The organism is Parageobacillus sp. VR-IP (assembly GCF_013357975.1).
Classification (GTDB): domain Bacteria; phylum Bacillota; class Bacilli; order Bacillales; family Anoxybacillaceae; genus Saccharococcus; species Saccharococcus caldoxylosilyticus.
The window spans coordinates 300,248-324,728 of the sequence record NZ_JABVYQ010000003.1 but is presented as its reverse complement, the minus strand read 5'-3'; the positions used below and the strand labels follow the sequence as shown (position 1 = coordinate 324,728).

The following is a 24,481-nucleotide window of genomic DNA, read 5'->3' as shown; positions in this document are numbered from 1 at the left end:
TTACAATTCGGCACCTTTAGCGAGTTCCTCCAGCCGCTTTAACGCTTCCTCCTTATCGAAAGAACTGTACCAGCGATCATTGTGCACATCTAAAATACGGTAATGCTTGCTGATGAGGTTTTGCTGGAGGCGAAACGGCCCCATCCGCTTAATTTCTCTCCACCATACTTTTCCGCCGAGCGTCTTTCCTTTCGGTACATCGATTTCTTCATGGGCGATCGTTTCAATCACTTCAAGCGGGCTATCGCCAAGCACCGATTCGATAATTTCGCTATCACGGAATAGCGCGCATAACGCGACGACTTGCGTCCAGCTTGCCTGTATCCGCTCTTTTTCAATTTGCACGAGCGTTTTTTTCGAAATCCCCAGCACTTCCGCCATCTTATCTTGTGTATACCCTTTTTCGTCGCGAATTAACTTCATTTTGCTGGAGAGAAGATCGATTACTTCTTGTTTATCCATTATTCTCCCTTCTTTTGTTTACATAATATAATTACTGTTACTTTAATATTTCCCTTGCAAAAGTAATCGTACAATTTTTGGCTTTATTCGTAAATATCCTAATTGCCATTTTCTCGTTTTATCAATTATAATGGCAAAAAATACGAAGGGGGAAACGAACTTGCTGCAAATCGTACAATACAAAAATGGACCGTTCTTGCTTTCCACCGATCCAGCGCTTGTGCAAATCGACCGCGTCTGTGAATTTCTCGCCCGCTCCTATTGGGCGAATACGAGAGACCGCGCGACGATTATAAAGTCGCTCGAACATTCCTTATGCTTTTCCTTGTTCCACGAACAGATGCAAATCGGATTAGCGCGGGTCATTACCGACGGAGCGACCTTTGCCTATTTGTGCGATGTCTTTATTGATGAGGAATTTCGAGGGCAAGGGCTTGGGAAATGGCTCGTGGAATGTGTGTTGCAGCATCCTGATATCGCTGCGGTAAGACGCATTTTATTAGTGACAAAAGATGCGCATGGCTTGTATCGGCAGTTTGGATTTCAGCCGCCAATGCAGCCCGAGCGGCTAATGGAAAAGATCAACCCGCAGGCATGAGGCAATCGTATAAATTCTACGGCATGAGCGTCATATTCCTGACTCATGCCGTAATCTTTTCATTTTTGATAGTGCAGTTGCTTATTGAAAGAAAATGCTAAGCATTGGAAACCGGACTCACGTTTCCAATATAAGCAAACGAGAAGCTGGTCATATGATCGCACCTTCTCTATAAAGAAGGAGGTGCATAATAAGGGGAAAGATTATTTTTTTACAAACGAAAACGAAATCTTTTTCTCCTTGTCGTCCCACACCAAAACAGCGTCGAACGTTTTCCCTCCTTTTTTAAATCCTTTAATGACGTTCGTTTTTCCATGCTGCAAAAGCTTTTTCACATTCGCTTGCGAAATCGTTTTGCCGAGAATTTTTTTCGAAATCGTAAACGGGCACTTCGTCTTGGCATAATTGGAGCAGCCGTAAAAGGTCCCTTTGTCAATGACCGTGCCGCCGCATAGCTTGCAGGTGCCAACAGGCTTTCCAAGCGTCGCTTTCGATTTTGTCCGTTGAATGGATTCGATATCAAGTCCAGCAAAGTCCCATGTTTCCGACATTTCAACAGCGTCTTGAATAATTTTTGCAGACAGCCTTTTTACTTGCTCCATAAAATGCGCCGCTGACGCCTTTCCTTCGCCAATCTCACTTAAGCGCTGTTCCCATTTCGCCGTCATTTCCGGAGAAGCCAAAATTTTATCTCCAATCGCTTCGATAAGCACTTTCGCTTTGTCGGTCGCATACACTTGGTTTTTCTTTACTTCAATATAATTTCGCTCTTTCAGCGTCGTAATGATGGCCGCGCGCGTCGCTTCCGTGCCGAGACCTTCCGTTTTGGCAAGCACTTTTTCCAGCTCCTCGTTATCTAAAAATTTCCCCGCTGTTTTCATCAGGGTAATCAGCTGACCTTCCGTATACCGTTTCGGCGGCTGGGTCTTTCCTTCTTTTATACGAACGTTCAGCACATCGCCTTGTTCGCCTTCACGGAGCGAAGGAAGAATCGTCACATCATCCTCTTCGCGCTGACCGATGACTTTTCGCCATCCTTCCTGAATTTGCTGCTTGCCTTTTGAAATAAAGCGGGCGCGTCCATCGACAAGCGTCGTGACGGTCGTATAGTCAAACACAGCCGCTTCATAATGCGCGGCAATGAGACGGCGCACGACCAAGTCGTAAATTTTCCGCTCATCTGCCGATAACTTCGCCGGATCAACCACTTGCTCCGTCGGGATGATTGCATAGTGGTCAGTTACCTTTTTTTCATTGACATAACGTTTGTTATGTAAAATTGACGCGTTTGGCAGCGGAAAAAACGGCTGATACTCCGGAAACGCCCGTAACTTTTGCAAAATGTCCGGGAACGTTTCCGCCTCTCCCCTGGTCACATAGTTCGAATCGGAACGCGGATACGACACGATACCTTTTTGATACAAATTTTGCAAAATATCGAGCGTCTTTTTCGTGGAAAATTGGTACACCTTGTTCGCCGTTGCCTGCAAGGAGGACAAATTGAATAATAGCGGCGGAAGAAACGTTTTTCGCTCCGTCTTTACTTCATTCACTTCTGCCGGCTTGTTTCGGCAAAACTGGGCGATTTTTTGCGCCAGCTGCTCCTCCTTGATCCGCGTTTCTCCTTCTTCGTTTGTCCATTTCCCTTCGTACTGCCTGCCATCAACGGAAAACGTCGCCACCACCTCCCAAAACGGCTCAGGACGAAACTGTTCAATTTCTTTTTCCCGTTTCACGATGAATGCGAGTGTTGGCGTTTGGACTCTTCCAACCGAAAAAACATCATTCATCCCTTTTTGCTTTAGCAAAATGCTGTAAACGCGCGAGGCGTTCATCCCGACAAGCCAATCGGCACACGCGCGAGCGTACGCTTCTTCATATAAATTTCTTGTTTCTGCTTCATCTAACAGCTGGTGGAATCCTTCATAAATCGCTTTTGGCGTCAATGACGAAAGCCAAAGCCGCTTCATCGGCTTTTTCACACCGCTCATATGAATAATGTTACGGACAATCAGCTCCCCTTCTCTACCGGCGTCACCAGCATGGATAATTTCCGTCACTTCCGGTTTGCGAAGCAGTTCTTTTACAATCGCAAACTGTTTTGCTTTCGCTTTTTCTACCTCATATTGAAAACGCTCCGGAATGATCGGCAGCGTCTCGAGCTTCCATTGTTTCCATTCCGGACGATATCGTTCAGGCGGCACGAGCTGGAAAAGATGCCCGATCGTCCACGTCATATACGCTCCTTTTGGAAACAATTCATTCGGATAAATTTCGATATAGCCTTGTTGTTTTTTGTTTTTAAAAATGGACGCGAGCGTCGCGCCTTGGTCTGGTTTTTCGGCAATAATCACTTTCATTGTAGACTTCTCCTTGTTGTTCGTTGCGGATTATGGCACTTCATGACCGACCGAGCTTTGCAAAATTTCAAACCATTGCTCGCGGCGAAGCGGCAGCGCAAGCGCACGCACCGCACGAATAATGCGCTCTTTTTTGCCGGAACCGACAATCGGCATCATTCGCGCCGGATGCACAAGCAGCCATGTGTATAGTACTTCGTCGATCGTTTCGGCGCCAAGTTCATCTCTAATTTGTCCGAGCGTCGCGCGCAGGCGTACCGCTTTGTCGTCCGTTGCGGTAAATATTTTTCCGCCCGCAAGCGGAGACCACACCATCGGCGGGATCCGCTTTTCCAAACATAAATCGACCGTACCGTCTTCGATATTTTCTAAGCAATAGGCGGACACTTCAATCTGGTTGGTTACAAGCGGAAAATCTAAATACGACTGCAGCATGTTAAACTGTGAAAGTTTAAAGTTGGACACGCCAAAATGGCGTACTTTCCCTTCTTTTTTCAGCTGGGTGAACGCCTCCGCCACTTCTTCCGGATTCATAAATGGATCCGGACGGTGAATAAGCAGCACATCGATGTAATCGGTGCGGAAATTTTTTAACGATTGGTGGACGGACGCGATAATATGCGCCTTACTCGTATCATAATGCTTCAAGCCGTATTTCGATGCGAGCTTAATCCCACATTTTGTAACAATCTCAATTTGTCCGCGCAAGCTTGGCTTTAACGCCAGCGCTTCGCCAAACAACGCTTCACACGTATAATTCCCGTAAATATCCGCATGATCAAACGTCGTAATCCCTTGTTCAAGACAAAATTCAATGAAACTTAATATCTCTTCTTTCGAATAGTTCCAATCCGCTAATCTCCATAATCCGTGAATGATGCGGGAAAATGTTAAATCTTCTGCTAAACGAATTCGTTCCACTACTCGTCCTCCCCTTCTTTTTCACACTCCTATACATTCCACATCGATTTCCCTATTCCTTTTCATTCGAGTAATCTGTTTCTTTTTGCGCATACTACGTAACAGCGGAAAAACAGGAAAGGAATGGGAAGATGATGAAAAAACAGCTATATGTATGGCTAATGATCGTACTGCTGCTTGTGCCATGGCGCGCCTACGCCGCACAAACAAAATATCAATGGAATCTTGCCGACATTTACACGTCGGAAGCTGATTTCGAACGCGACTATCAAGCAGTCGTCGATGCGCTGCCGAAACTGTCCACCTATGAAGGAAAGCTTCAGCGCGCGGCTAATGTCGTCAAACTATTTACCCTTAATGAAAGGATAGCACGAAAACTGGAAAAATTGTCGCTTTACGCTCATTTAAAACAAGATTTAAATATTGAAGACGAGACTGCGGCACGGCTGAAAGCAAAAGTGGAGACACTTGCTTCCGACTATGCAGCTAAAACGGCGTTTATCGAGCCGGAACTGCTGTCGCTTTCCGAGCAGACACTTGCTAAGCTGCAAAAAAGCAAGCCGCTTAAGCCATACCGCTATTATTTTGAAGAGTTGCGCGAACGGAAAAAGCATACTCTTTCCAAACGAGAAGAACAGCTGCTCGCCAAGCTCTCTCCAATCATGAGCGATCCGGAAAACATTTATAATAATGCCGCGCGCGGCGATTATGAACCGCCTTCCGTCCGCACGCCGGACGGCAAAACGGTTTCGCTGACGGATGAAAACTATACAAAAGCGCTTGAACACCCGGATCGCGACTACCGCAAGCGGGCGTTTCAAACCCGTTTTCAAAGCTACGAATCGATCGAAAACACATCCGCCGCCACCTTATACGCTTCTGTGAAAGCGGACGAACTGTCCGCGAAAGCGCGAAAATATAAATCCGGCCTCGATGCAGCACTGTCGGCCGATGATGTGCCAAAACAAGTGTTTACGAATCTCATTTCTACGGTCAATAATCATTTGCCGTTACTCCACCGCTATGTCGAACTGCGCAAAAAAGCGCTCGGAGTCGACCGCGTCCACAGTTACGATATGTATGTGCCGCTCGTCGATGAAACCGTCGCGAAAAAAATGAAGTTCCCGATCGAAACGGCGCAGACACTCCTCCTTGAAGGTCTGAAACCGCTTGGGGACGACTACATCAAAAAGGTGCGGCAAGCTTTCGAACAGCGCTGGCTTGACGCATATCCGCGCCCGAAAAAATATACGGGCGGTTATAATACGGGCGCGTATGACACTCATCCGTTTATTTTGCTCAACTACGACGAGTCGCTGGATGGCGTGCTGACGATCGCCCACGAAATCGGACATGCGATGAATTCCGTCTATACAAACAAAACGCAGCCTTACCATTATTCCGGGCAATCGATTTTTACCGCCGAAGTCGCCTCAACCGCCAACGAATGGCTGATGATGGATTATTTCCTAAAGCAAGCAAAAACGGATGAAGAGAAGCTGTATTTACTCAACCAGCAAATCGAGCAAATTCGCGGCACCTTATACACGCAAGTGATGTACTCTGAATTCGAGCAAGCGATTCACGACAAAGTACGACAAGGCGGGAGCTTAACCGCAGCCAAACTGAACGAGCTTTGGCTTCGTTTATTAAAAAAATATTACGGCCCTGCTTACGCCGCCGATCCGGAAGCCGCGCGGGGCTGGCTGCGCATCCCCCATTTTTATGACGCATTTTACGTCTATAAATACGCCACTTCCCTCGCCGCCTCCTTTGAGCTTGTCAAGCAAATGAAAGCGGACAAAACCGGTCAGGCGACGAAACGCTATTTGCAGTTTTTAAGCGCCGGCACATCCGACGACCCGATCCGCCTCTTGCAAAAAGCGGGAGTCGATATGACTTCACCAAAACCGCTTGCCAACTTGCTTTCTTATTTCGATTCGCTTGTTGGCGAAATGGAACAGCTGTTAAAAAAGCAAGGAAGACTGTAACTAGAAATGGCGCTGGCTCCAAAAGGTGGCTTTTCGAGCCAGCCCTTTTTGATTGATGATGTTTAAACGACATCGACAAACAACATTTATTTTACTTTAATACGGAAAACATAGTTCCCGTCTTCTTGCTTCCAATTCGCCATAAGATGATAAACATATACCCCACTTTCACTTGGCGCGGTAATTTTTTTGTTCTTTACCTTTATATTTTTTGCCTTTCCTTCATTAATCCACTGTTCTACAGTTAGGGAAACTGGTTCTTTTTCAAAATCTATTTCTATTTCTGAATGAGGTTCGACCTTAGCCGGTTCGTGTACGCCTCCTATTTTCCATAGCGGTGCATAAGCCCAATCGACACATTTTGCCGAGAAAAATGCTTTCCAGCAGTAAGAACCTTGTATAACCGGAATTTTTTGTCCTGCCGTCGATATGTCTAACACAGGAGGTTTGGAGCTGGCAGTCACAAAAAAGTATGTCCCAAAACTACATACCCCGGCGATCATCAATATGACAAAAAATTTTTTCATGGCTACCGCTACCTCTATATGCCTTTTACTTATTAGACGGCGCGCAAAGATAAATGTTACTATGATGAATCCATCACTTCCAACTAAATCTTTATCTGATCCATTGCGTCTCCCTTCATCACACCATTTTGGTCTACCTGCCAACAAATGCTTCGAAATAGCCGGAAAAACAAAAAAAGATCACCGCATGTGGTCCTGCGATGACCTTTTTTAACAATAAAACCACCAATTTCTCAATATTCTTCCATTTTTCCAATCTTCTCCTTTACCTTCCTAATGTTTTCCATTTTGTTATCCCAACAGGCCTGGCTTAAATCGACGGGATATTGCTCCGGGTTCATCGTCCGTTTATATTCATCCCAAAACAACCGCAAATTTTCTTTGACAAACGCTTGAATTTCCTTTAATGGCGGAGACGTGTACACGAGCTTGCCATTGTCAAAAATCGTTTCATGTAAATCCCTTGCCTCAAAATTGGTGACAAATTTGCTGATAAACGTATAAACAGGATGAAACATTTTAAGCCGTTCTTCTTGTTGCGGATTTTCGCTTTCTAAGGCAATATAGTCGCCTTCCGCTTTTTTATTGATTTTATTCACAATGCGGTAGACCCGTTTCAGCCCAGGGGTCGTGACTTTTTCCGGGTTGCCGCTGATTTTGATCGTATCGACCATATTTCCGTGTTCGTCTTCAATGGCGACCAATTTATAAACGGCGCCCAACGCCGGCTGGTCGTACGCAGTGATTAATTTCGTGCCAATGCCCCAGACGTCAATTTTTGCGCCTTGTGATTTTAAATTGAGGATCGTTTCTTCATCTAAGTCGTTGGAAGCGAAAATTTTCGCATTCGTAAATCCAGCTTCATCGAGCATTTTTCTCGCTTCTTTTGACAAATAGGCGAGATCGCCGCTGTCGATCCGTATGCCAATAAAGTTGATTTGATCGCCCAGCTCTTTGGCGACGCGAATCGCATTTGGCACCCCTGACTTCAATGTATCGTACGTGTCAACAAGAAAGACACAATCTTTATGGCGGCGCGCATATTTATGGAACGCGGTATATTCATCCCGATAAGCCTGTACCATTGCGTGCGCGTGCGTGCCGACAACCGGGATGCCGAAAAGTTTTCCTGCCCGTACGTTCGATGTCGCTTCAAACCCCCCAATGTAAGCGGCGCGCGCCCCCCACAGCGCGGCATCCATCTCGTGCGCCCGGCGGCTGCCGAACTCCATCGCCGGCTCATCGCCGAGAATGTGTTTAATACGGGACGCTTTTGTCGCGATTAACGTTTGAAAGTTAATAATGTTTAAAATCGCCGTTTCCACGAGCTGCGCTTCGGCAAGCGGCGCTTCAATGCGCAAAATCGGCTCATTGCCGAAAACGATTTCCCCTTCCCTCATCGAGCGCAGCGTGCCGGTAAAACGAACCGTTTGCAAATAATCTAAAAAATCATCCCGATATCCCAGTTCCGACCGCAAATAGTCAATATCGCTTTCGGAAAACCGGAATTGCTGCAGAAATTGAATGACCCGTTCCAAGCCGGCAAATACCGCGTATCCGTTTCCAAACGGCAGCTTGCGGAAAAACACTTCAAACACTGCCTTGCGGTTATGAATGCCGTCTTCCCAATACGTTTCCACCATATTGATTTGATATAAGTCCGTATGAAGGGTAAAACTGTCATCCGCATATTTTTCGTTCATTGTGCTACCTCCAAAATACGAATCGGTTTGACACAAAAAAAGAAAAAAAGAACGTCCATCGTCTATTCTATCATTTTTATTCTATTATTCCACCACTTCCGCACCTAATGTATGCTTAAAGTGCTCGAGCGCCCATTCATGCCCGACCGAATTGAAGCTGGCGACCGCGTTTTTATGTACAACGATGTGATAACCTTTATTATACGCGTCGACCGCAGTATGAAGGACACAAATATCCGTACAGCAGCCGACTAAATGAACTTCGTTAATTCCTCGTTCTCTTAACTTGATTTCCAAATCCGTCCCTGCAAATGCGCTATATCTCGTTTTATCCATCCAATACACATTGTCTTTATGTTTGTTTGCCTGATAAACCGCTTCCAGTTCTCCATACAATTTCCGGCCGTCCGTGCCTTCGATATTGTGTGGCGGAAACAGCTTCGTTTCCGGATGATAAGTATCACCCGCTTTATGCATATCAATCGCAAATACAACAAAATCGCCATTTTCGATAAACTGTTTCGTAATCCGCACCAGCTCCGATTCGATTTGCTGGCCGGGCTTACCGCAAGTAAGCGCCCCATGTTCGGCAATGAAATCGACCGTATAGTCTATGTTGATCAACGCCTTTTTCATCCAACACTCCCCCCACGTCTTTTTAAAATTTTTTCCCTATCAGACAAAACGCTTCTTGCTAAGAACAGTGTGCGAAAACAGCTCCTGTTCTTTTGAATATAGAAAATACAACTAAGTAAAAGAGTTTTCCCTATATGATAGCGAAAAACCGCAAAAACAATCATCCATTGTGTCTTGGCTTGTTATGGAGCCCTATTTTGTTTTGGTTTTGCTCTCTACCAACGTAATTTTATATACGTATGCGCTTTCTACTTCTTTGACTTCTTCAGGAAAAGCACCTTCATGATTGGTATCACTTAGATGATTTTTAGAAGTGCCAAGCCAATAAGCGATATATACCGGTTTGTTCTCATGAAGTTCTACCGGTTTGGTTATATTTGCGACAAGCATACTGCTTGTAGGGACAGTTAGAATTGGGAATGCTACTAATCCGCCCGGAACCCCTGTCAACAACAATGGGGCTTGCTTCTCGACTTCCGCTGAGATTCCAAAAGACAAAATTTCTCCTTTAAAATCGCTTGGGATGTCTGCAGTGGCATGATGAAATTCGCTTTCCTTTCCGTTATGGTAGGCAATGACATCGACCACTATTTGTTCTTCTTGCCGTTTGGGTCTGTTTAGCTCAAAAAACTTGATATCCCTTGATATCCCTTGTATTGGTTTTGCTGATGAGCAGTTTTTCTTTTTCTGTCAGCTTTAACGGTTGAATGATCAACTGTTTTTTCCCTCGTTGTTTGCTCGAGTCGGATTCGCTTTAGGCTCTAAACAAGCCGACAGCAACACCATCAACGACAATAACGGCAGCCAAATCCATCGTATTTTCATCCTTGTCTCCTTTCATCTTCTATAAGTATTTCATCGTTATCATGATGTTTAATTTTTCCACACTATTGTAGTTGATGTTATTCTTTTTGTCTACGTATGAAACGGTAAATTTTCACTTTCCCTAAACTACTGCCTTTTTACATGACCGCTTTCTATTCGCGCTTTTTTACCACTAATATTGGAGCATTTTCTTTTCAATGCGATGGTCCTCGATTACAAAAACACCCCGCTCTCCGTTGATGGAAAGCGGGATGTTGTCATGCCTGTCCGTTTTCTGTGGCTTTGACCGCTTTTAGTTGCGTGCGTAAAATCAACGATTGAATGATCGAGAAGCAGCCGCCGACAACCCAATAAAGCGACAAGGCGGACGGAACGGAGCTTGCCCCGATAAAAATCATGACCGGCGTGATATACGACATCATCGCCATTTGCGGCATTTGTTCTTCCGCCATTGACGGCGACAAGCGCAGCGACATGAATGTTGTGAGGCTGGCCAAAATCGGCAAAATGAAGTACGGATCGCGATGGCCGAGCTGCACCCATAAAAACGAATGGAGTTTAATTTCTTGGGTGCGCGAAATCGCGTAATAAAGCGACATAAAAATCGGCATTTGAATCAGCACCGGCAGGCAGCCGCTCGCAGGATGGACGCCGTGCTTTTGATACAATTGCATCATTTCCTGCTGGAGCTTGCGCTGTGTTTCGATGTCGGTGCCTTTATATTTCTCTTGGAGCTTTTTTAGTTCCGGGCGAAGTTTTTGCATCGCAATCGTCGTTTTAAACTGCTTTAAGATGAGCGGCAGCAGGCAAAAACGAACGATTAACGTTAATACGATGATGGCAATCCCATAATTATTTCCAAACAGCTGCCCAATCGTCAAAAGCAATTTCGACATTGGATAGACAAAATAATGATCCCAAATTCCTTGACTATGTTCATTAATCGGCGCGTTGCGGTTGCAGCCGCTTAATAAAACAACCGTTCCGAATAATGCAAAAATCCACTTTCTCATAAGAGACCTCCTTGTTGTTCTATAGTCAATCAGGCCAGAAATAAGCGAGGTCTCCTTCCTTCTTCATCGGTTTGATGTGAACGTTCGTGCACAGGAACTTTCCGTCTTTTCCTTATAAAAACGCGGTAGAGCGGGACAATAACACCAGCGACGCATCTTTCATCTTTTCTTTCCGCTACATGTGCAAGCGTAACGTCATATAAAAAAGCTTTCGTTTTGCGGTATTCGCCGATATAGCATTTCATGACAACAAGCAGTGCGCCAACAAGCGACACATATGCTAGCAAATCAAAGGGGGCTTCCATTCTCCCACCTCTTTTCTATTCAAGAAAAACATTTCCTTACATAACATAGCAAACTTAGCGAAAAAAGAAAAGAAAAAGATTCACGAAACCAGCGCTGTTATTTCTCCGCCAACAGCCGAAACAGCGGCGCCAACGCTGGTTCTTCGTTAGCCAGTTCGGCAAAGTCTCCTGTTTCATCTTCATCAAGAACATGTGCCAGTTCGCACTTGGCTTCTTCGATTCGCCCGAGCTTGGCTAAATAGCACGCCCGTTGATAATGAGCGGATAAGTCCTCTTTGGCAAATTGAATCCATTCATCGACAACGGAAAGCGCCTTTTCCGTCTGCCCCGCTTCGTCATACGCACGCGCCAATTCTAGGCTCACTTCTGCATCATGCGGATGATGGGAAAGCCCGTTTGCAAGTACGGCAATCGCTTCGTCATAGCGCTTTTTTGCCATATACATCGTTCCTAACGTCAAAATACTGCGAAGTAAGAGTGGCTCTATTTCGATTACAAAACGAAGCAGATTTTCTGCTTCCTCTTCCCGTCCATTGTCAAGGAGCAGGAACGCCTTTAACTCCAGCATAGTCAGGTCATTTGGCTGTTCGGCGAGGAGACGATCGATCCACTCGCCTGCTTCTTTTTGCAGTTTACTACTCTCCGAGTGGGCCAACAACATGGCAAGCTCACGGGCGACACTGGCATTCCACTCATATGTTAGCGCCTTGCGCAGCGTTTTGATCGCATCATCCATCAATTCCGCCGCTTTGTAAAACTCAGCAAGTCGCTCATACGCTTCTATATTGCTGCGGTCCAAACGAATCGCCGTTTCGTATAAATCCAAAACAGCGGAAACAACAGCCATTTCTTTCGTCCATGCTTTCGCTTTTGTCCATAGCCGTTTGGCAAAGGAGTCATCTGTCCCAGTCCACGTTATGTCCATCATATATGAGGAAAGAGCGGAAGCGGCGTGCATGTATACGATGCTTTTCTTTTGATTGTCAAGCTTCCATTTGCCGAGCCGCTCGCGCAGTTTTCCTATTCCTCTTATTGTATACGAAAATATTTGAATATAAGTTTCATACAAGGCTTCGTTACGGACATCCTGCTCAATCAGCCGCTCAAGGATGGCGATCGCTTCGCGTAACTTACCTTCCTTTACAAGCACTTTCGCATAATGGTGGAGCACTTCCGGATGATCAGGATGGAGGTGAAGCGCGTGTTCGACTGCCTCTTTTTCTTTGGCACCGTCCCCCATTGCTCCATATACGTAGCCGAGGCTGTCATAATACCAAATATCGCCTGCTTGCTTCCGAACCGCTTCGATCGTGTCTACTAATGTGGCGGGATCGTCAAACAGCCACACTACATTTTCGACATGAACTTGAAGCGGATCGCACTCGAACGCTTTTTGCAGATGGAAACGCTGCTTATCAATGTTTTCTTCTAATTCATAAAGAACCGCTAAGCGAAGGTGAGCCACCGCAAACGTATCATCGACCTCGAGACACGCTTCATAGTACCATTTCGCCTCGTCGAATCTTTCAAGCGCCCGATACGTTTCGGCCAGACGATAGAGCGGAAACGTGCTTTTTTGCACCTTGGTCGCCCGTTCGTATAAATTGATCGCTTTCGAAAACATGCCGCTTTGCTCATAAAGCACGCCGAGATAACAAAGCGCGGTTATATCGTTCGGACGTTCGTTGATAAGTTGCTCGAGAAAAGCCATTCCGCGACCGACAAGAGAATGGTCGGTCAGTTGTTCGATATAAAATTCGTACGCTTCCGCCACATCAAATTGCGCAAGGCGCAATCCTTCTTCAAGAAAGGCAAGCGCGGTCCCTTTTTCTTCCGTTTCTATGGCTAGCTCATTGGCCAGGAGCATTTTTCCGGCATTTAATAGATATTCGCTGTTTTGGGCAAATAATAGCTTCTTGTCCAACAGATACTGTTTTGCTTCATCGCGATGCCCCCGTTGCATCATCACGTATGCAAGACCGAGATGGGCAAAGACTTCTTTTTCCTCTTGTTGCAGTGCTTTTTGGTAATGCACTTCCGCCTTTTCTGCTTCGTCTCGTTCCATATACCAGTCGCCAAGGCGAACGTGCAACGCAGGGGCGCTTCCGACCTTTGCCGCTCCTTCTAGCAAAATAGCTTTGGCTTTTTGCCAATCCCCTAACTCGTTTTCATATAAATCCGCTAACGCCAAATATGGATACGGCTCTGCTTCATCGAGCGCTTTAGCAACAAGAAAGCCGCGTTCCGCTTTGCGTGTCTTTCCCAGCCTTTCATCACAGCGCGCCCGTTCATACCACAAATGGGCATCGCGTTTATGGCGGCGCAGCAACTGGTCAAAAAAGGAGCGGGCCTCCTGAAATTGTTTGGCCTGGAATAACATGATGCCATGATTCGTGCCAATAAACGGATCGTCAGGGTGTAACGTTAAAGCGATTTGCGACAGTTCCAAGCCTTTCTTTTCTTTTCCTCCGTATGCAGTACTAAGGGCCATATAGCTCCAGACGTCGGGCTGGTCGGGATCGAGCTGGAGCGAAGCGCGAAAATGGCGGCTTGCATCTTCGTACCGGCTTTCGTAAAACGCAATCCGTCCCCGCAAATAGTGATAAAGCGGACTATGGGCTTTCCCTTTCACCCTTGCCAGCGCCGCTTCGGCCCGTTCGATTTCTTTTCCGTACACGTACGCTTTCGCCGCCGCAAGCAGCAAATCATTAATATCGCCGTATTTAGCAAGCACCCGCTCTGTATAGTCGAGAAGCAGCTCTTTCGCTTCTTCTGTGCCAAAATGCTTCACAACATACAGCCATGTGTACGGGATGTGTTCATGCTTGCGCAAAAACGCTAGAAACGGCGCCATATACGCTTGATCATCTTCGTCTATTTTTTCGGCGAAGGCATGAAGCTGACGGAAATATTGGTCTTCCGATTTCGGCAACAACACGGCAATCGCTTCTTTTTCCCGGGGAATCGCAGCAATCGACAAATAATGTGTCCCTGCATACCATTTTTCGACTTCGTCATAAGCAACCACAAACGGCTCGAGCATGTTTGGGTCTTGTACGTAAAACGCTCTGAGGCACTCATCATAACCGAACAATACTTGCACATGCGAAGATTGTTCGTAATCAACGCTTAAGAGCACGGGAATTCCGGCATCGATCAACCGTTTCCACCGCTCCACGGAACCGATGAAAAAGCGACATAAAAAGCCGAGCGTTTCCAAATAATGTACAGTCGTCGACAATTTTGAACCGCGAACATCGAAAATATGCTCGGCCACTTCATCTTGTGTACGCTCCTTGCCTAACAGCCGCAGCATCATTTCCAAACTCGCAGGCACACAATAATTATGTTTTTGCACGACAGGCACAAGCGGCAAGATCACTTGCGGCAGGGAAGCGCGTTCGCTTGCGCGCGCGTATGGCGTAGATGCCAATGATTTCTCTGTTTGAACAAGCGCCGCTAGTTCATCGAACTTGCCAAGCTTGTAATAGATTTGCGCACGCATATGGGCAAAATAGCGGCGGTGAACATGAAACGGAGTGAGGCGGTCGACCTCCTCCATCGCTTCGAGCGCCGCTTCGTACTCATGCAAGTCGCGCAACCGACGAGCTTTTTCCACATATAACGCCGGCACTTGCGAAAACCGTTTGATACCGCATCCAATGATTTCTAGTGCTTTCCGCTGGCAGCCATTTAGGGCGTATAAGTCGGCCAAAAGCAAATGGCACATATCGCCGCGCTCCGGCTCATCCAATCCTTTCCGCAATATTTCTTCGGCTTTGTCGCGGTCGCCCGCTTCCATATAAAAGTATCCCCATTTATCGTACATCGGAATAGTTTCATATCGTTCCACTACGTCCATCCACTGCTGTGCTTCTTCGATCCGGCGCATTTCCAAAAGAGTGCGCACGAGTGTGAATGCGGCGCGCGCGATATGTTCCGGCTTCTCCTTTCCGTTTTCGATCGCTTCTTCCAAGCGCGGCCGCAGCGCTTCCTCGACATCCAGCGGCCGTCGTTCTTCGAGCCACTCATCGCATACCCACGTCAGCGTCTGCAGCGTCGAAAAACGACGGTGGGCGTAGCGCGCCAACAGCGCGCTATGACGGTACATTAACGCATAATCAAACAAGCGGATCAGATGATGAAACGAGTCCGCTGTTTGCCAAGCCCGCAACAGCACTCTCCAGCAAAACGGGCGCCCGTTTGCTTGCTGAAGGATCGGCTTTATTTCCTCTAATGCTTCGATAATGCGTTTTTCTTTTATATAGGTCGCGATTCGCTCTATATTCATGTACGAAACTCCTTTTCTTTCTTCCATTTCCTATACTATAACTGTACAAGCCGCCCCAACAGATGATGCCAACTTTTTATTCCTAGTGTAAAATGAATCGCAAAGAAGTGCTATAAGTTTTTAGAAAAAACGGATGGGAAATAAATCCTATCTTTTCTTTCTAACAAAAAAGATTTGCCCGCCATCATCTGCGGCAAATCTTTTTTGCGAAAAAACTATTTGTTCGCATGCACGGCAAAAAAGCGCAGCGATAAATCGATAATCGTTGGCTGGTCATAGTCCAGCGTCGCGACATGATAGCTGTTTTTCAAAGATACAAGCTCTTTTTCCGCCGAGCTGATTTTTTCGAAAATAAACTGTGAGTTATCCGGCGGGACGACATGGTCTTCTTCCGACACAAAAATGAGCGCCGGACACGTAATGCGATGAAGGTTGTTTCTTACTTTCTCCATCAGTTTGACAATTTGTTGCAGTGAAGCGGCTGGCGTTTTTTCATACGCCAGTTCTTTCACTTCCGGGTTTTTGATATCCGAGCCGATCGCGTCCAAGTAGCGCGGCAGCTCAGCACGACGAGCGGCGCCGTCGGCCATAACCGGTATGTCGATGGCGGCATTAATCGGAACGATGCCTTGAATGTCAGGATAGGTCTCGGCCATATACAAGGTGAGCGTCCCACCCATCGATAATCCCGTCACAAAAATAATGTCACACCGCTCTTTCAGCCATTGGTACCCCTCTTCAACGGAATCAATCCAATCTTCGTATGTCGTCTGTTCCATATCTTCATAATGCGTTCCATGTCCTTTCAGGCGCGGGCCGCAGACGGTATAGCCCGCCTTGGCGTACGCTTCGCCTAGCGGACGCATGCTTTGCGTCGTTCCAGTGAAACCGTGAGAAACCAAAATGCCTGCTCGGCTTCCTTCAAAATAAAACGGCTCCGCCTCTGGCAGTACAGGATATTTCTCTTTCATCGCCTCTCCCCCGCTTTAGAAAATGCACTTTCTTTTATCATTTATAATTCGCTGCAGGGCAGACTTTTTCCTTTTTTCTCATCGAAATAAAGCAAGCGAACGCCACCATTCAAAAAAAAGCTGTTCTTTTGCGCCGATATAGACAAGCAAGGCAAACGCCGCGTAAAAAAGCGATTTTTCGACGAGATTGCCAGTGCGATAGATGGGGATTTTAAACCGCTTTGCGGTGAACGGCCAAAAGAGAGGCACACCTTGAATAGAGAAAAAGTCTTCGAGAATATGAAACAAATAGCCGAGCACAAAGCCTGACGCAAATAACGAAGACGACTCCCAAGAAATAACGAGGGCAATAACCCCCCATACAACAAGCGAATGGGTCATGCCGCGATGGCCAAACGCTTCTTTTACTTTATTGGATATCCCCATTGAGCGGCGCCCGACGTATGACTTTGGTTCATCAATGTCGGGAAGCAAGCTGCCGATGACGACTCCCGCCGTATAGCTTGCTGTAAACGAAAGCGATGTATGCGCGGCGGCCGCCGCCCCCAGGCATAATGACGTAACAATATGGCTATGGTATCGCATGTAACCTCCTCATTATGTAAAACTTTTTTCTCTATTATAGCACAAGAAAGGAATGTTTGTTCGTTTTTCGCCACCGTTTGACAAATTTGTGACAATCGCGGCAACTGTGACGAAGTTAACATCCCTTTATTTCCATTATGATTATAGTAAAATTACACACATTGATAAGGAGTGAAAAAAATGAAACAAAAACGATCACCGTTATGGAACCGTTTCAAATATATGAAACCGATCGAGCGATATGCAAATGAGCATAGTGAAGCAACCTACGGCGACCGCGCTTGGGAAAACGCGTACCGCCGTCGCTGGCAGCACGATAAAGTCGTTCGTTCGACCCACGGTGTCAACTGCACAGGTTCATGCAGCTGGAACATCTACGTCAAAGACGGCATCGTTACCTGGGAAGGACAACAGCTCAATTATCCATCGACCGGGCCGGATATGCCGGATTTTGAACCGCGCGGCTGTCCCCGCGGCGCGAGCTTCTCTTGGTACATTTACAGCCCGCTGCGTGTTAAATACCCATATGTGCGCGGTGTGTTAATCGACATGTGGAGAGAAGCGCTGCAAACGCACAAAAATCCGCTTGATGCTTGGAAAAGCATCGTGGAAAATCCCGAAAAGGCAAAACGCTACAAACAGGCGCGTGGCAAAGGCGGATTTGTCCGCGTTAGCTGGGATGAAGCGTTAACGCTTGTCGCTGCTTCCTTATTATATACCGTCATCAAATACGGTCCGGACCGCAATGTCGGCTTTTCGCCGATTCCGGCGATGTCGATGATCAGCTTTGCGGCTGGTTCGCGCTTTATGCAGCTGATGGGCGGGCCGATGCTTAGCTTTTACGACTGGTATGCTGATTTGCCGCCGGCCTCGCCGCAAATTTGGGGCGACCAGACCGACGTTCCCGAATCCAGCGATTGGTATAACTCCGGCTACATCATTACATGGGGTTCGAACGTGCCGCTGACCCGAACGCCGGACGCTCACTTTTTAGCGGAAGTCCGCTATCGCGGCACAAAAGTCGTTTCCGTCAGCCCGGATTACGCCGAATCGACGAAATTTGCCGACGACTGGCTCAGCGTAAAACCAGGAACGGACGGCGCACTCGCGATGGCAATGGGACATGTCATTTTAAAAGAATATTACGTCGATCAGCAAGTTCCTTACTTTCAGCAATATGCGAAAATGTACACCGATTTTCCGTTCGTTGTCACTTTGAAAAAAGATGGCGACAAATGGGTGGCCGGCCGCTTCTTGCAGGCAAAAGATCTCGGCCGCAGCGTCACCAACGCCGAATGGAAGCCGGTCGTTTACGATGAAAACAAAAAAACATTTGCGATTCCGCACGGAACGATCGGATCGCGCTGGGATGATCAAGGAAAATGGAATTTGCATATGGTCGATGAGGAAACAGAACATCCGATTGAACCGCGTCTATCTTTTTTAGGCATTGAAGACGAGCTTGTCACGGTTCATATTCCTTACTTCTCCGATGAAGGGGGCAAAACGATCGAACGCGTTGTCCCAGCGAAAAAAGCGCAAACCGAAGATGGCGAAACATATGTCACAACCGTCTATGACCTTGTTCTTGCCAACTACGGTGTTGATCGTGGCATTGGCGGAAATGTTGCCCGGACATATGACGACCTCGTTCCATTCACGCCGGCATGGCAAGAAGCGATTACGGGTGTGAAACGGGAGCTTGTCATTAAAATCGCGCGCGAGTTTGCGCAAAACGCGATCGACACAAACGGACGCTCGATGATTATTGTCGGCGCTGGCATTAATCATTGGTTTAACTCTGATACGATTTACCGCGCCGTATTAAACCTCGTCTTATTTGTCGGCGCGCAAGGCGTCAACGGTGGCGGCTGGGCGCACTATGTCGGGCAAGAAAAACTGCGGCCGGTGGAAGGGTGGCAAACGATCGCGATGGCACGCGATTGGACAGCACCGCCGAAATTGCAAAACGGCACATCGTTCTTCTACTTTGCGACCGATCAATGGCGCTATGAAGAAATGCCGGTCGATGAGCTTATATCTCCGATTGTTAAAAAAGCACGCTATTCGCACTACGGCGATTACAACGTTCTTGCGGCACGGCTTGGCTGGCTTCCATCCTATCCGACATTTAACAAAAACGGCATTGACCTTTACAAAGAAGCAGTTGCGAACGGAGCGACAACTCCGGAACAAATTGGAAGTTACGTTGCCGAACAGCTCAAAACGAAGCAATTGCAATTTGCGATCGAAGACCCGGACAGTGAAGTAAACTTTCCACGAAACTTAATCGTCTGGCGTGCGAACTTAATTTCAAGCTCCGGTAAAGGCCATGAATATTTCTTAAAACACTTGCTCGGTACGACGCACGGTTTGTTAAACGATGATGAGGACAGCCTGCGGCCGCAAGAAATTACTTGGCGCGACGAGGCGCCGGAAGGCAAGCTCGACTTGTTAGTGAACCTTGATTTCCGCATGGCGGGAACAGCGCTTTACTCCGATGTTGTTCTTCCGGCGGCGACATGGTACGAAAAACACGATTTGAGCAGTACGGATATGCATCCGTTCGTGCATCCGTTCAATCCGGCGATTTCTGCGCCATGGGAAGCGCGCTCGGATTGGGATATTTTCAAATCGTTAGCGAAAGCCGTCTCCGATGTCGCCAAGCAAATCGGCATGAAGCCGGTCAAAGAAGTCGTCGCCACCCCGCTCTTGCACGATACAGCGCAAGAACTGGCGCAGCCGTTTGGCAAAGTGAAAGACTGGAGCAAAGGCGAGTGCGAACCGATTCCAGGAAAAACGATGCCGAACATTCATATCGTCGAGCGCGATTATACGCTCATTTATGACAAAATGATTTCCCTTGGACCGAACGTGGCCAAGCAGCCAATGGGCACAAAAGGCATCGCCTGGTCAGCCAAAGACGAATACGAAAAATTGAAAAAGACGTTAGGAACGATCAAACATGCGTCAATCGCCGCCGGCTGTCCGGATATCAGCAGTGCGAAAAACGCGGCCGAAGCCGTTCTCACGTTATCATCGACAACGAACGGAAAAGTGGCGGTGAAAGCATGGGAAGCGCTCGAGAAAAAGACGAATTTGCAGCTCGTCGATTTAGCGAAAGAACGCGAGGAAGAATGTTTTACGTTTGAACAAATTACGGCGCAGCCTAAAACAGTGATTACCTCTCCGGCATTCAGCGGCTCGGAAAAAGGCGGCCGCCGCTACTCGCCGTTTACAACCAACGTCGAGCGGCTCATTCCTTGGCGCACCTTGACAGGTCGGCAGTCGTTCTATCTCGATCATGAACTTATGCACGAATTTGGCGAAACGATGGCTACCTTTAAGCCAATATTGCAGCACCGCCCGTTCTCGAAAAAACGGCCGGAAGCAAAAGGAAAAGAAATCATTTTGAACTATTTAACACCACATAACAAATGGTCGATTCACAGCATGTATTTCGATTCGTTGCCAATGCTCACCCTTTTCCGCGGCGGCCCGACCGTCTGGATCAACAAAGATGATGCCCAAGAAGCCGGCATTCGCGATAACGACTGGATTGAATGCTTCAACCGCAACGGTGTTGTTGTCGCCCGTGCCGTTGTCTCCCACCGTCTGCCACGCGGAATGGCGTTTATGCATCACGCACAGGACCGCCACATTAACGTGCCAGGCACGAAGCTCACGAACAACCGCGGCGGCACACACAACAGCCCGACGCGCATTCATGTGAAACCGACGCATATGATCGGTGGGTATGCGCAATTAAGCTACGGCTTTAACTATTACGGCCCAACAGGAAATCAACGCGACTTGTACGTCATTATTCGCAAATTGGAGGAGGTCGATTGGCTTGAAGATTAAAGCGCAAGTCGGCATGGTGATGAACTTGGATAAATGCATTGGCTGCCATACGTGCAGCGTCACTTGTAAAAACACATGGACAAACCGTCCTGGAGCGGAATATATGTACTTCAATAACGTCGAGACCAAACCGGGAATCGGTTATCCGAAACAATGGGAAGACCAAGACAAATATAAAGGCGGCTGGGAGCTCAAAAACGGCGAACTCCAGCTCAAATCCGGCTCGAAAGCAACCCGTCTGCTTAACTTGTTTTACAACCCGTACCAGCCAACGATTGACGATTATTACGAACCGTGGAATTACGATTACGAAACATTGACCAACAGTCCGCAAAAACGCCATCAACCAGTCGCCCGCCCGAAATCGGCCATTACCGGCGAATTCATGGAAGTGTCATGGGGGCCAAACTGGGAGGACGACCTTGCCGGCGCCCATATTACCGGGTTGAGGGATCCAAACGTTGTCAAAATGGAGCAGTCGATTCAAGCGGAGTTCGAAAACGTCTTTATGATGTATTTGCCGCGCATTTGTGAGCATTGCATCAATCCATCGTGCGTCTCAAGCTGCCCGTCGGGAGCGATGTATAAACGCGACGAGGACGGCATCGTTCTCGTCGACCAAAACGCCTGCCGCGCCTGGCGCTATTGCGTAACGAGCTGTCCATATAAAAAAGTATATTTCAACTGGCAAACAAATAAAGCGGAAAAATGCACGCTCTGCTTCCCGCGCATTGAAGCAGGCATGCCGACAATCTGCGCGGAAACGTGTGTCGGCCGCATTCGTTATATTGGCGTCATGCTTTACGATGCCGACAAAGTGAAGGAAGCGGCGAGCGTAGAAGACGAAAAAGAGCTATACCATGCCCAGCTTGGCATTTTCCTTGACCCACACGACCCGGAAGTAATCGCAAAAGCAAGAGAAGAAGGCATTCCGGATGAATGGATCGAAGCGGCGCAGCGTTCGCCGATTTACAAAATGATTGTCGACTGGAAAATCGCGCTTCCGCTTCATCCGGAATACCGGACATTGCCAATGGTATGGTACATTCCGCCATTAAGCCCGATTATGAACATGTTTGAAGGAAAAGGAAGCAAAGCGAATGCAGAAGACATTTTCCCGGCGATTGACGAAATGCGCATCCCGATCGAATATTTGGCGAACTTACTGACAGCCGGCGACGAAACACACATCCGCATTACGTTGAAAAAAATGGCGGCGATGCGTTCCTATATGCGCGCAAAACAAACGAACAAACAGCCGGATGTCCGCATCATTGAAGAACTTGGGCTAAGCGAGCAAGATATCGAAGACATGTATCGTTTGCTCGCCATCGCAAAATACAATGACCGCTTTGTCATTCCTGCCTCCCACCGCGAAGAAGTCGCGGAACTATACGCCGAACAAGGAAGCTGCGGATTGGCGTTTGCCGGCGGTCCAGGCGCCTGCGGTACGCTTTCTTAATGGAGGTGAGGTAAGGAAACATGAATAAAGAACAAATGCAAACGGTGTTTTTATGCGCGTCCCATTTATTGTCTTATCCTGATGAAGAATGGGCGGACTCTCTCGCTGATTGCCTCGAGGCAATCAGCGCCGTCCCAAACGACGCCATCGTCGAAAAAATGAGCGCTTTTATTCATGACATCCAATCCGTACCTGTCCGCAAACGGATGGAGCAATATGTCGAAACATTCGATTTCGGCAAAAAAACAAATTTATATGTGACCTACATGAATACAGGCGAACAGCGCGAACGCGGACTCGAGCTATTGCAGTTGAAACAGCGCTATAAAGCGGCTGGATTTGATACGACTGAGCAGGAACTCCCAGATTATTTGCCGCTCATGCTTGAGTTCGCCGCTTACGCCGAACAGGAGCACATCGTGCCGCTCTTTGCCGCATACGCCGATAATATCGATGAAATACGGAAACAGCTTGCTGCGGGCGGCAGCCCTTATGCCGCTGTGTTTGACGCAATTTTTCTCGCATTTGCAGAACTCGGCGTGACGCCGACTCCGAAAGGAAGTGTGTAACCGTGTTGGAGCAATTTCTTTGGGTGATTTTCCCTTATATTGTGTTAACGATTTTTATTGGCGGCCATATTTGGCGTTATCAATACGACCAATTCGGCTGGACATCGAAATCGAGCGAAGTATTGGAAAAGAAGCAATTGCGGCTTGGCAGCTTGATGTTCCATTGGGGAATTTTGTTTGTATTCGTTGGCCACGTCATGGGCATTTTGATTCCGGAATCGGTGTACACAACGCTCGGCATAACAGAAGAAACATACCATCTCATCGCCCTTGCCGGTGGTATTCCAGCGGGATTGGCCGCTCTTATTGGGCTTCTCATTCTGATCCGCCGGCGCGCGACCATCAAACGGGTGCGGGTTACAAGCAGCCGCGGCGACTGGATCGCCCTCTTGTTCCTGGCGATAGTCATCGCATCGGGTCTGTCGTCGACGCTGCTGAACGTCGACTCGCGTGGTTTCGATTATCGAACAACGATCGGCCCTTGGTTCCGGAGCGTCCTTCTGTTCCATCCCGATCCATCTTACATGGAAACCGTGCCAGTTTGGTTTAAAATTCATATTTTGGCTGCTCTCGGCATTTTCGCTGTCTGGCCATTTACGCGGCTCGTGCATGTGTTTAGCTTTCCGCTTCGCTACTTACGCCGAAGCTATGTCGTTTACCGCAAACGCACACCAAAACAGGCAGAACAGCCATATAATATTCATTGATCGAAACATATCCGAATCCCCCCTTTCACATATAATAATCTCTCCCACCCCTTTCTTTCAGGGGTGGGAGATTTCTTTGTGCGCATGTAAAAAATGGGATGCACCTGTTGAGAAGGAGACATCCCGTTTTTTTCTTATATTTGGCTTATTTTTTCCGCCAATTCTTCTTTTTCTTCGTCGGACAGCAGGCGTTCGGCCATCGGAAACAGCACGTTTTCTTCTTTCATAAAGTGTTCCGCTAAAATATGATAAGCGTCGATCACCTCATTGGCAAGCGCCATCGCACTTTCGCAATCGACCGTTTCCGGAAGCTCCGCGGTTTTTGTTAAAAAGGAAGCGAGCCGCTGATTCGCCTGATCATGTTCATACTCCATGACGGCAATCGGGCCGGATGTTCTTCCAATATACTGCGCCATCATCGGAAACAGCACTCCTTCTTCCCGCTGGGAGTGCGGATCGAGTTCATTCACAAATGCCTGTACATTTTCTCGCAGCGCAAGCAACCGTTCCTTCCAGTTTTGCCCTTCTTTGTCACTGACGATTGCTTGTGCCTGTTCAAACAGGCGCTGCTTTTGTTCACGCAACGGCCCATGTTCCTTTTTTAAACGCTCTAGACCTGCGCATAGCTTCACTTCTCCTTGTCCGTTCATATGGCAAAATGAATGCATCATCCATCCCTCCTATTGTTTCT

Annotated in this window: 19 protein-coding genes; 6 read left to right on the top strand and 13 right to left on the bottom strand. The window is 47.5% G+C overall.

Going from position 1 to position 24,481, the window contains the following annotated elements; translation table 11 throughout:
* A complete protein-coding gene (locus HT574_RS09580) occupies nucleotides 1-462 on the bottom strand; it encodes a helix-turn-helix transcriptional regulator (RefSeq protein ID WP_175244418.1) in 462 nt (153 codons plus the stop codon).
* Nucleotides 463-622: 160 nt separating this feature from the next.
* On the opposite strand from HT574_RS09580, the gene HT574_RS09575 reads away from it, so the two are divergent.
* On the top strand, nucleotides 623-1,060 hold the full coding sequence (locus tag HT574_RS09575) for a GNAT family N-acetyltransferase (RefSeq protein ID WP_017434186.1): 438 nt from the start codon (nucleotides 623-625) through the stop codon (nucleotides 1,058-1,060).
* Between the two features lie 203 nt (nucleotides 1,061-1,263).
* Here the strand turns inward: HT574_RS09575 and HT574_RS09570 are convergent, their stop codons facing one another.
* Nucleotides 1,264-3,420 carry a DNA topoisomerase III gene (locus HT574_RS09570; RefSeq protein ID WP_175244417.1) on the bottom strand — a complete coding sequence of 719 codons (2,157 nt, stop codon included), beginning with the start codon at nucleotides 3,418-3,420 and terminating at the stop codon, nucleotides 1,264-1,266.
* Between the two features lie 30 nt (nucleotides 3,421-3,450).
* Nucleotides 3,451-4,341 carry an aldo/keto reductase gene (locus tag HT574_RS09565; RefSeq protein WP_175244416.1) on the bottom strand — a complete coding sequence of 297 codons (891 nt, stop codon included), beginning with the start codon at nucleotides 4,339-4,341 and terminating at the stop codon, nucleotides 3,451-3,453.
* Between the two features lie 134 nt (nucleotides 4,342-4,475).
* On the opposite strand from HT574_RS09565, the gene pepF reads away from it, so the two are divergent.
* Entirely contained in the window at nucleotides 4,476-6,332 is a 1,857-nt protein-coding gene (gene pepF / locus HT574_RS09560; RefSeq protein WP_175244575.1) for an oligoendopeptidase F, read from the top strand.
* An 86-nt stretch (nucleotides 6,333-6,418) separates the two neighbouring features.
* Here pepF and HT574_RS09555 read toward each other — a convergent pair whose 3' ends face one another.
* The 9 genes from HT574_RS09555 to HT574_RS09515 all read right to left on the bottom strand — a co-directional run bounded on the left by HT574_RS09555 (nucleotide 6,419) and on the right by HT574_RS09515 (nucleotide 17,188).
* The gene (locus HT574_RS09555; protein ID WP_175244415.1) at nucleotides 6,419-7,003 is read right to left on the bottom strand and encodes a hypothetical protein; all 585 of its coding nucleotides are present in this window, start codon (nucleotides 7,001-7,003) and stop codon (nucleotides 6,419-6,421) included.
* Between the two features lie 89 nt (nucleotides 7,004-7,092).
* Nucleotides 7,093-8,562 (bottom strand): nicotinate phosphoribosyltransferase, encoded by a 1,470-nt coding sequence (locus HT574_RS09550; protein WP_175244414.1) that lies wholly within the window; start codon nucleotides 8,560-8,562, stop codon nucleotides 7,093-7,095.
* An 84-nt stretch (nucleotides 8,563-8,646) separates the two neighbouring features.
* Nucleotides 8,647-9,198: a cysteine hydrolase family protein gene (locus HT574_RS09545; protein WP_175244413.1), complete on the bottom strand. Its 552-nt coding sequence runs from the start codon at nucleotides 9,196-9,198 to the stop codon at nucleotides 8,647-8,649.
* 192 nt (nucleotides 9,199-9,390) lie between these two features.
* Nucleotides 9,391-9,786, bottom strand: coding sequence for a hypothetical protein (locus HT574_RS09540; RefSeq protein ID WP_175244412.1), 396 nt, complete (start codon nucleotides 9,784-9,786; stop codon nucleotides 9,391-9,393).
* Between the two features lie 494 nt (nucleotides 9,787-10,280).
* A complete protein-coding gene (gene yidC / locus HT574_RS09535) occupies nucleotides 10,281-11,036 on the bottom strand; it encodes a membrane protein insertase YidC (protein WP_175244411.1) in 756 nt (251 codons plus the stop codon).
* 29 nt (nucleotides 11,037-11,065) lie between these two features.
* A complete protein-coding gene (locus tag HT574_RS09530) occupies nucleotides 11,066-11,341 on the bottom strand; it encodes a hypothetical protein (protein WP_175244410.1) in 276 nt (91 codons plus the stop codon).
* A 97-nt stretch (nucleotides 11,342-11,438) separates the two neighbouring features.
* Complete coding sequence (locus HT574_RS09525; RefSeq protein ID WP_175244409.1) at nucleotides 11,439-15,632, bottom strand: bacteriocin-processing peptidase family protein; 4,194 nt, start codon at nucleotides 15,630-15,632, stop codon at nucleotides 11,439-11,441.
* Nucleotides 15,633-15,847: 215 nt separating this feature from the next.
* Nucleotides 15,848-16,603 carry an alpha/beta hydrolase gene (locus HT574_RS09520; protein ID WP_175244408.1) on the bottom strand — a complete coding sequence of 252 codons (756 nt, stop codon included), beginning with the start codon at nucleotides 16,601-16,603 and terminating at the stop codon, nucleotides 15,848-15,850.
* A gap of 78 nt (nucleotides 16,604-16,681) precedes the next feature.
* On the bottom strand, nucleotides 16,682-17,188 hold the full coding sequence (locus HT574_RS09515) for a metal-dependent hydrolase (RefSeq protein ID WP_175244407.1): 507 nt from the start codon (nucleotides 17,186-17,188) through the stop codon (nucleotides 16,682-16,684).
* Between the two features lie 180 nt (nucleotides 17,189-17,368).
* Between HT574_RS09515 and HT574_RS09510 the strand changes: the two genes are divergently transcribed.
* From HT574_RS09510 to narI, 4 genes are read left to right on the top strand one after another with little or no spacing between them, the layout of a single operon-like run.
* Entirely contained in the window at nucleotides 17,369-21,052 is a 3,684-nt protein-coding gene (locus tag HT574_RS09510; protein ID WP_175244406.1) for a nitrate reductase subunit alpha, read from the top strand.
* Nucleotides 21,042-22,514: a nitrate reductase subunit beta gene (gene narH / locus HT574_RS09505; protein ID WP_175244405.1), complete on the top strand. Its 1,473-nt coding sequence runs from the start codon at nucleotides 21,042-21,044 to the stop codon at nucleotides 22,512-22,514. The genes HT574_RS09510 and narH overlap by 11 nt, the downstream gene beginning before the upstream one ends.
* Before the next feature lie 20 nt (nucleotides 22,515-22,534).
* On the top strand, nucleotides 22,535-23,083 hold the full coding sequence (gene narJ / locus HT574_RS09500; RefSeq protein ID WP_175244404.1) for a nitrate reductase molybdenum cofactor assembly chaperone: 549 nt from the start codon (nucleotides 22,535-22,537) through the stop codon (nucleotides 23,081-23,083).
* Nucleotides 23,084-23,085: 2 nt separating this feature from the next.
* Nucleotides 23,086-23,790 carry a respiratory nitrate reductase subunit gamma gene (narI, locus tag HT574_RS09495; RefSeq protein WP_175244403.1) on the top strand — a complete coding sequence of 235 codons (705 nt, stop codon included), beginning with the start codon at nucleotides 23,086-23,088 and terminating at the stop codon, nucleotides 23,788-23,790.
* 134 nt (nucleotides 23,791-23,924) lie between these two features.
* Here the strand turns inward: narI and HT574_RS09490 are convergent, their stop codons facing one another.
* On the bottom strand, nucleotides 23,925-24,458 hold the full coding sequence (locus HT574_RS09490; protein WP_175244574.1) for a hemerythrin domain-containing protein: 534 nt from the start codon (nucleotides 24,456-24,458) through the stop codon (nucleotides 23,925-23,927).
* Between the last annotated feature and the right edge of the window lie 23 nt (nucleotides 24,459-24,481).

Excerpts from the sequence above, each read along its gene's own strand:
- HT574_RS09510 (WP_175244406.1), top strand. The coding sequence starts at position 17,369 with ATGAAACAAAAACGATCACCGTTATGGAACCGTTTCAAATATATGAAA.
- narJ (WP_175244404.1), top strand. The coding sequence starts at position 22,535 with ATGAATAAAGAACAAATGCAAACGGTGTTTTTATGCGCGTCCCATTTA.
- HT574_RS09545 (WP_175244413.1), bottom strand. The coding sequence starts at position 9,198 with ATGAAAAAGGCGTTGATCAACATAGACTATACGGTCGATTTCATTGCC.
- HT574_RS09530 (WP_175244410.1), bottom strand. The coding sequence starts at position 11,341 with ATGGAAGCCCCCTTTGATTTGCTAGCATATGTGTCGCTTGTTGGCGCA.
- yidC (WP_175244411.1), bottom strand. The coding sequence starts at position 11,036 with ATGAGAAAGTGGATTTTTGCATTATTCGGAACGGTTGTTTTATTAAGC.
- HT574_RS09580 (WP_175244418.1), bottom strand. The coding sequence starts at position 462 with ATGGATAAACAAGAAGTAATCGATCTTCTCTCCAGCAAAATGAAGTTA.
- HT574_RS09490 (WP_175244574.1), bottom strand. The coding sequence starts at position 24,458 with ATGCATTCATTTTGCCATATGAACGGACAAGGAGAAGTGAAGCTATGC.
- HT574_RS09550 (WP_175244414.1), bottom strand. The coding sequence starts at position 8,562 with ATGAACGAAAAATATGCGGATGACAGTTTTACCCTTCATACGGACTTA.
- HT574_RS09570 (WP_175244417.1), bottom strand. The coding sequence starts at position 3,420 with ATGAAAGTGATTATTGCCGAAAAACCAGACCAAGGCGCGACGCTCGCG.
- HT574_RS09525 (WP_175244409.1), bottom strand. The coding sequence starts at position 15,632 with ATGAATATAGAGCGAATCGCGACCTATATAAAAGAAAAACGCATTATC.
- HT574_RS09515 (WP_175244407.1), bottom strand. The coding sequence starts at position 17,188 with ATGCGATACCATAGCCATATTGTTACGTCATTATGCCTGGGGGCGGCG.
- HT574_RS09520 (WP_175244408.1), bottom strand. The coding sequence starts at position 16,603 with ATGAAAGAGAAATATCCTGTACTGCCAGAGGCGGAGCCGTTTTATTTT.
- pepF (WP_175244575.1), top strand. The coding sequence starts at position 4,476 with ATGAAAAAACAGCTATATGTATGGCTAATGATCGTACTGCTGCTTGTG.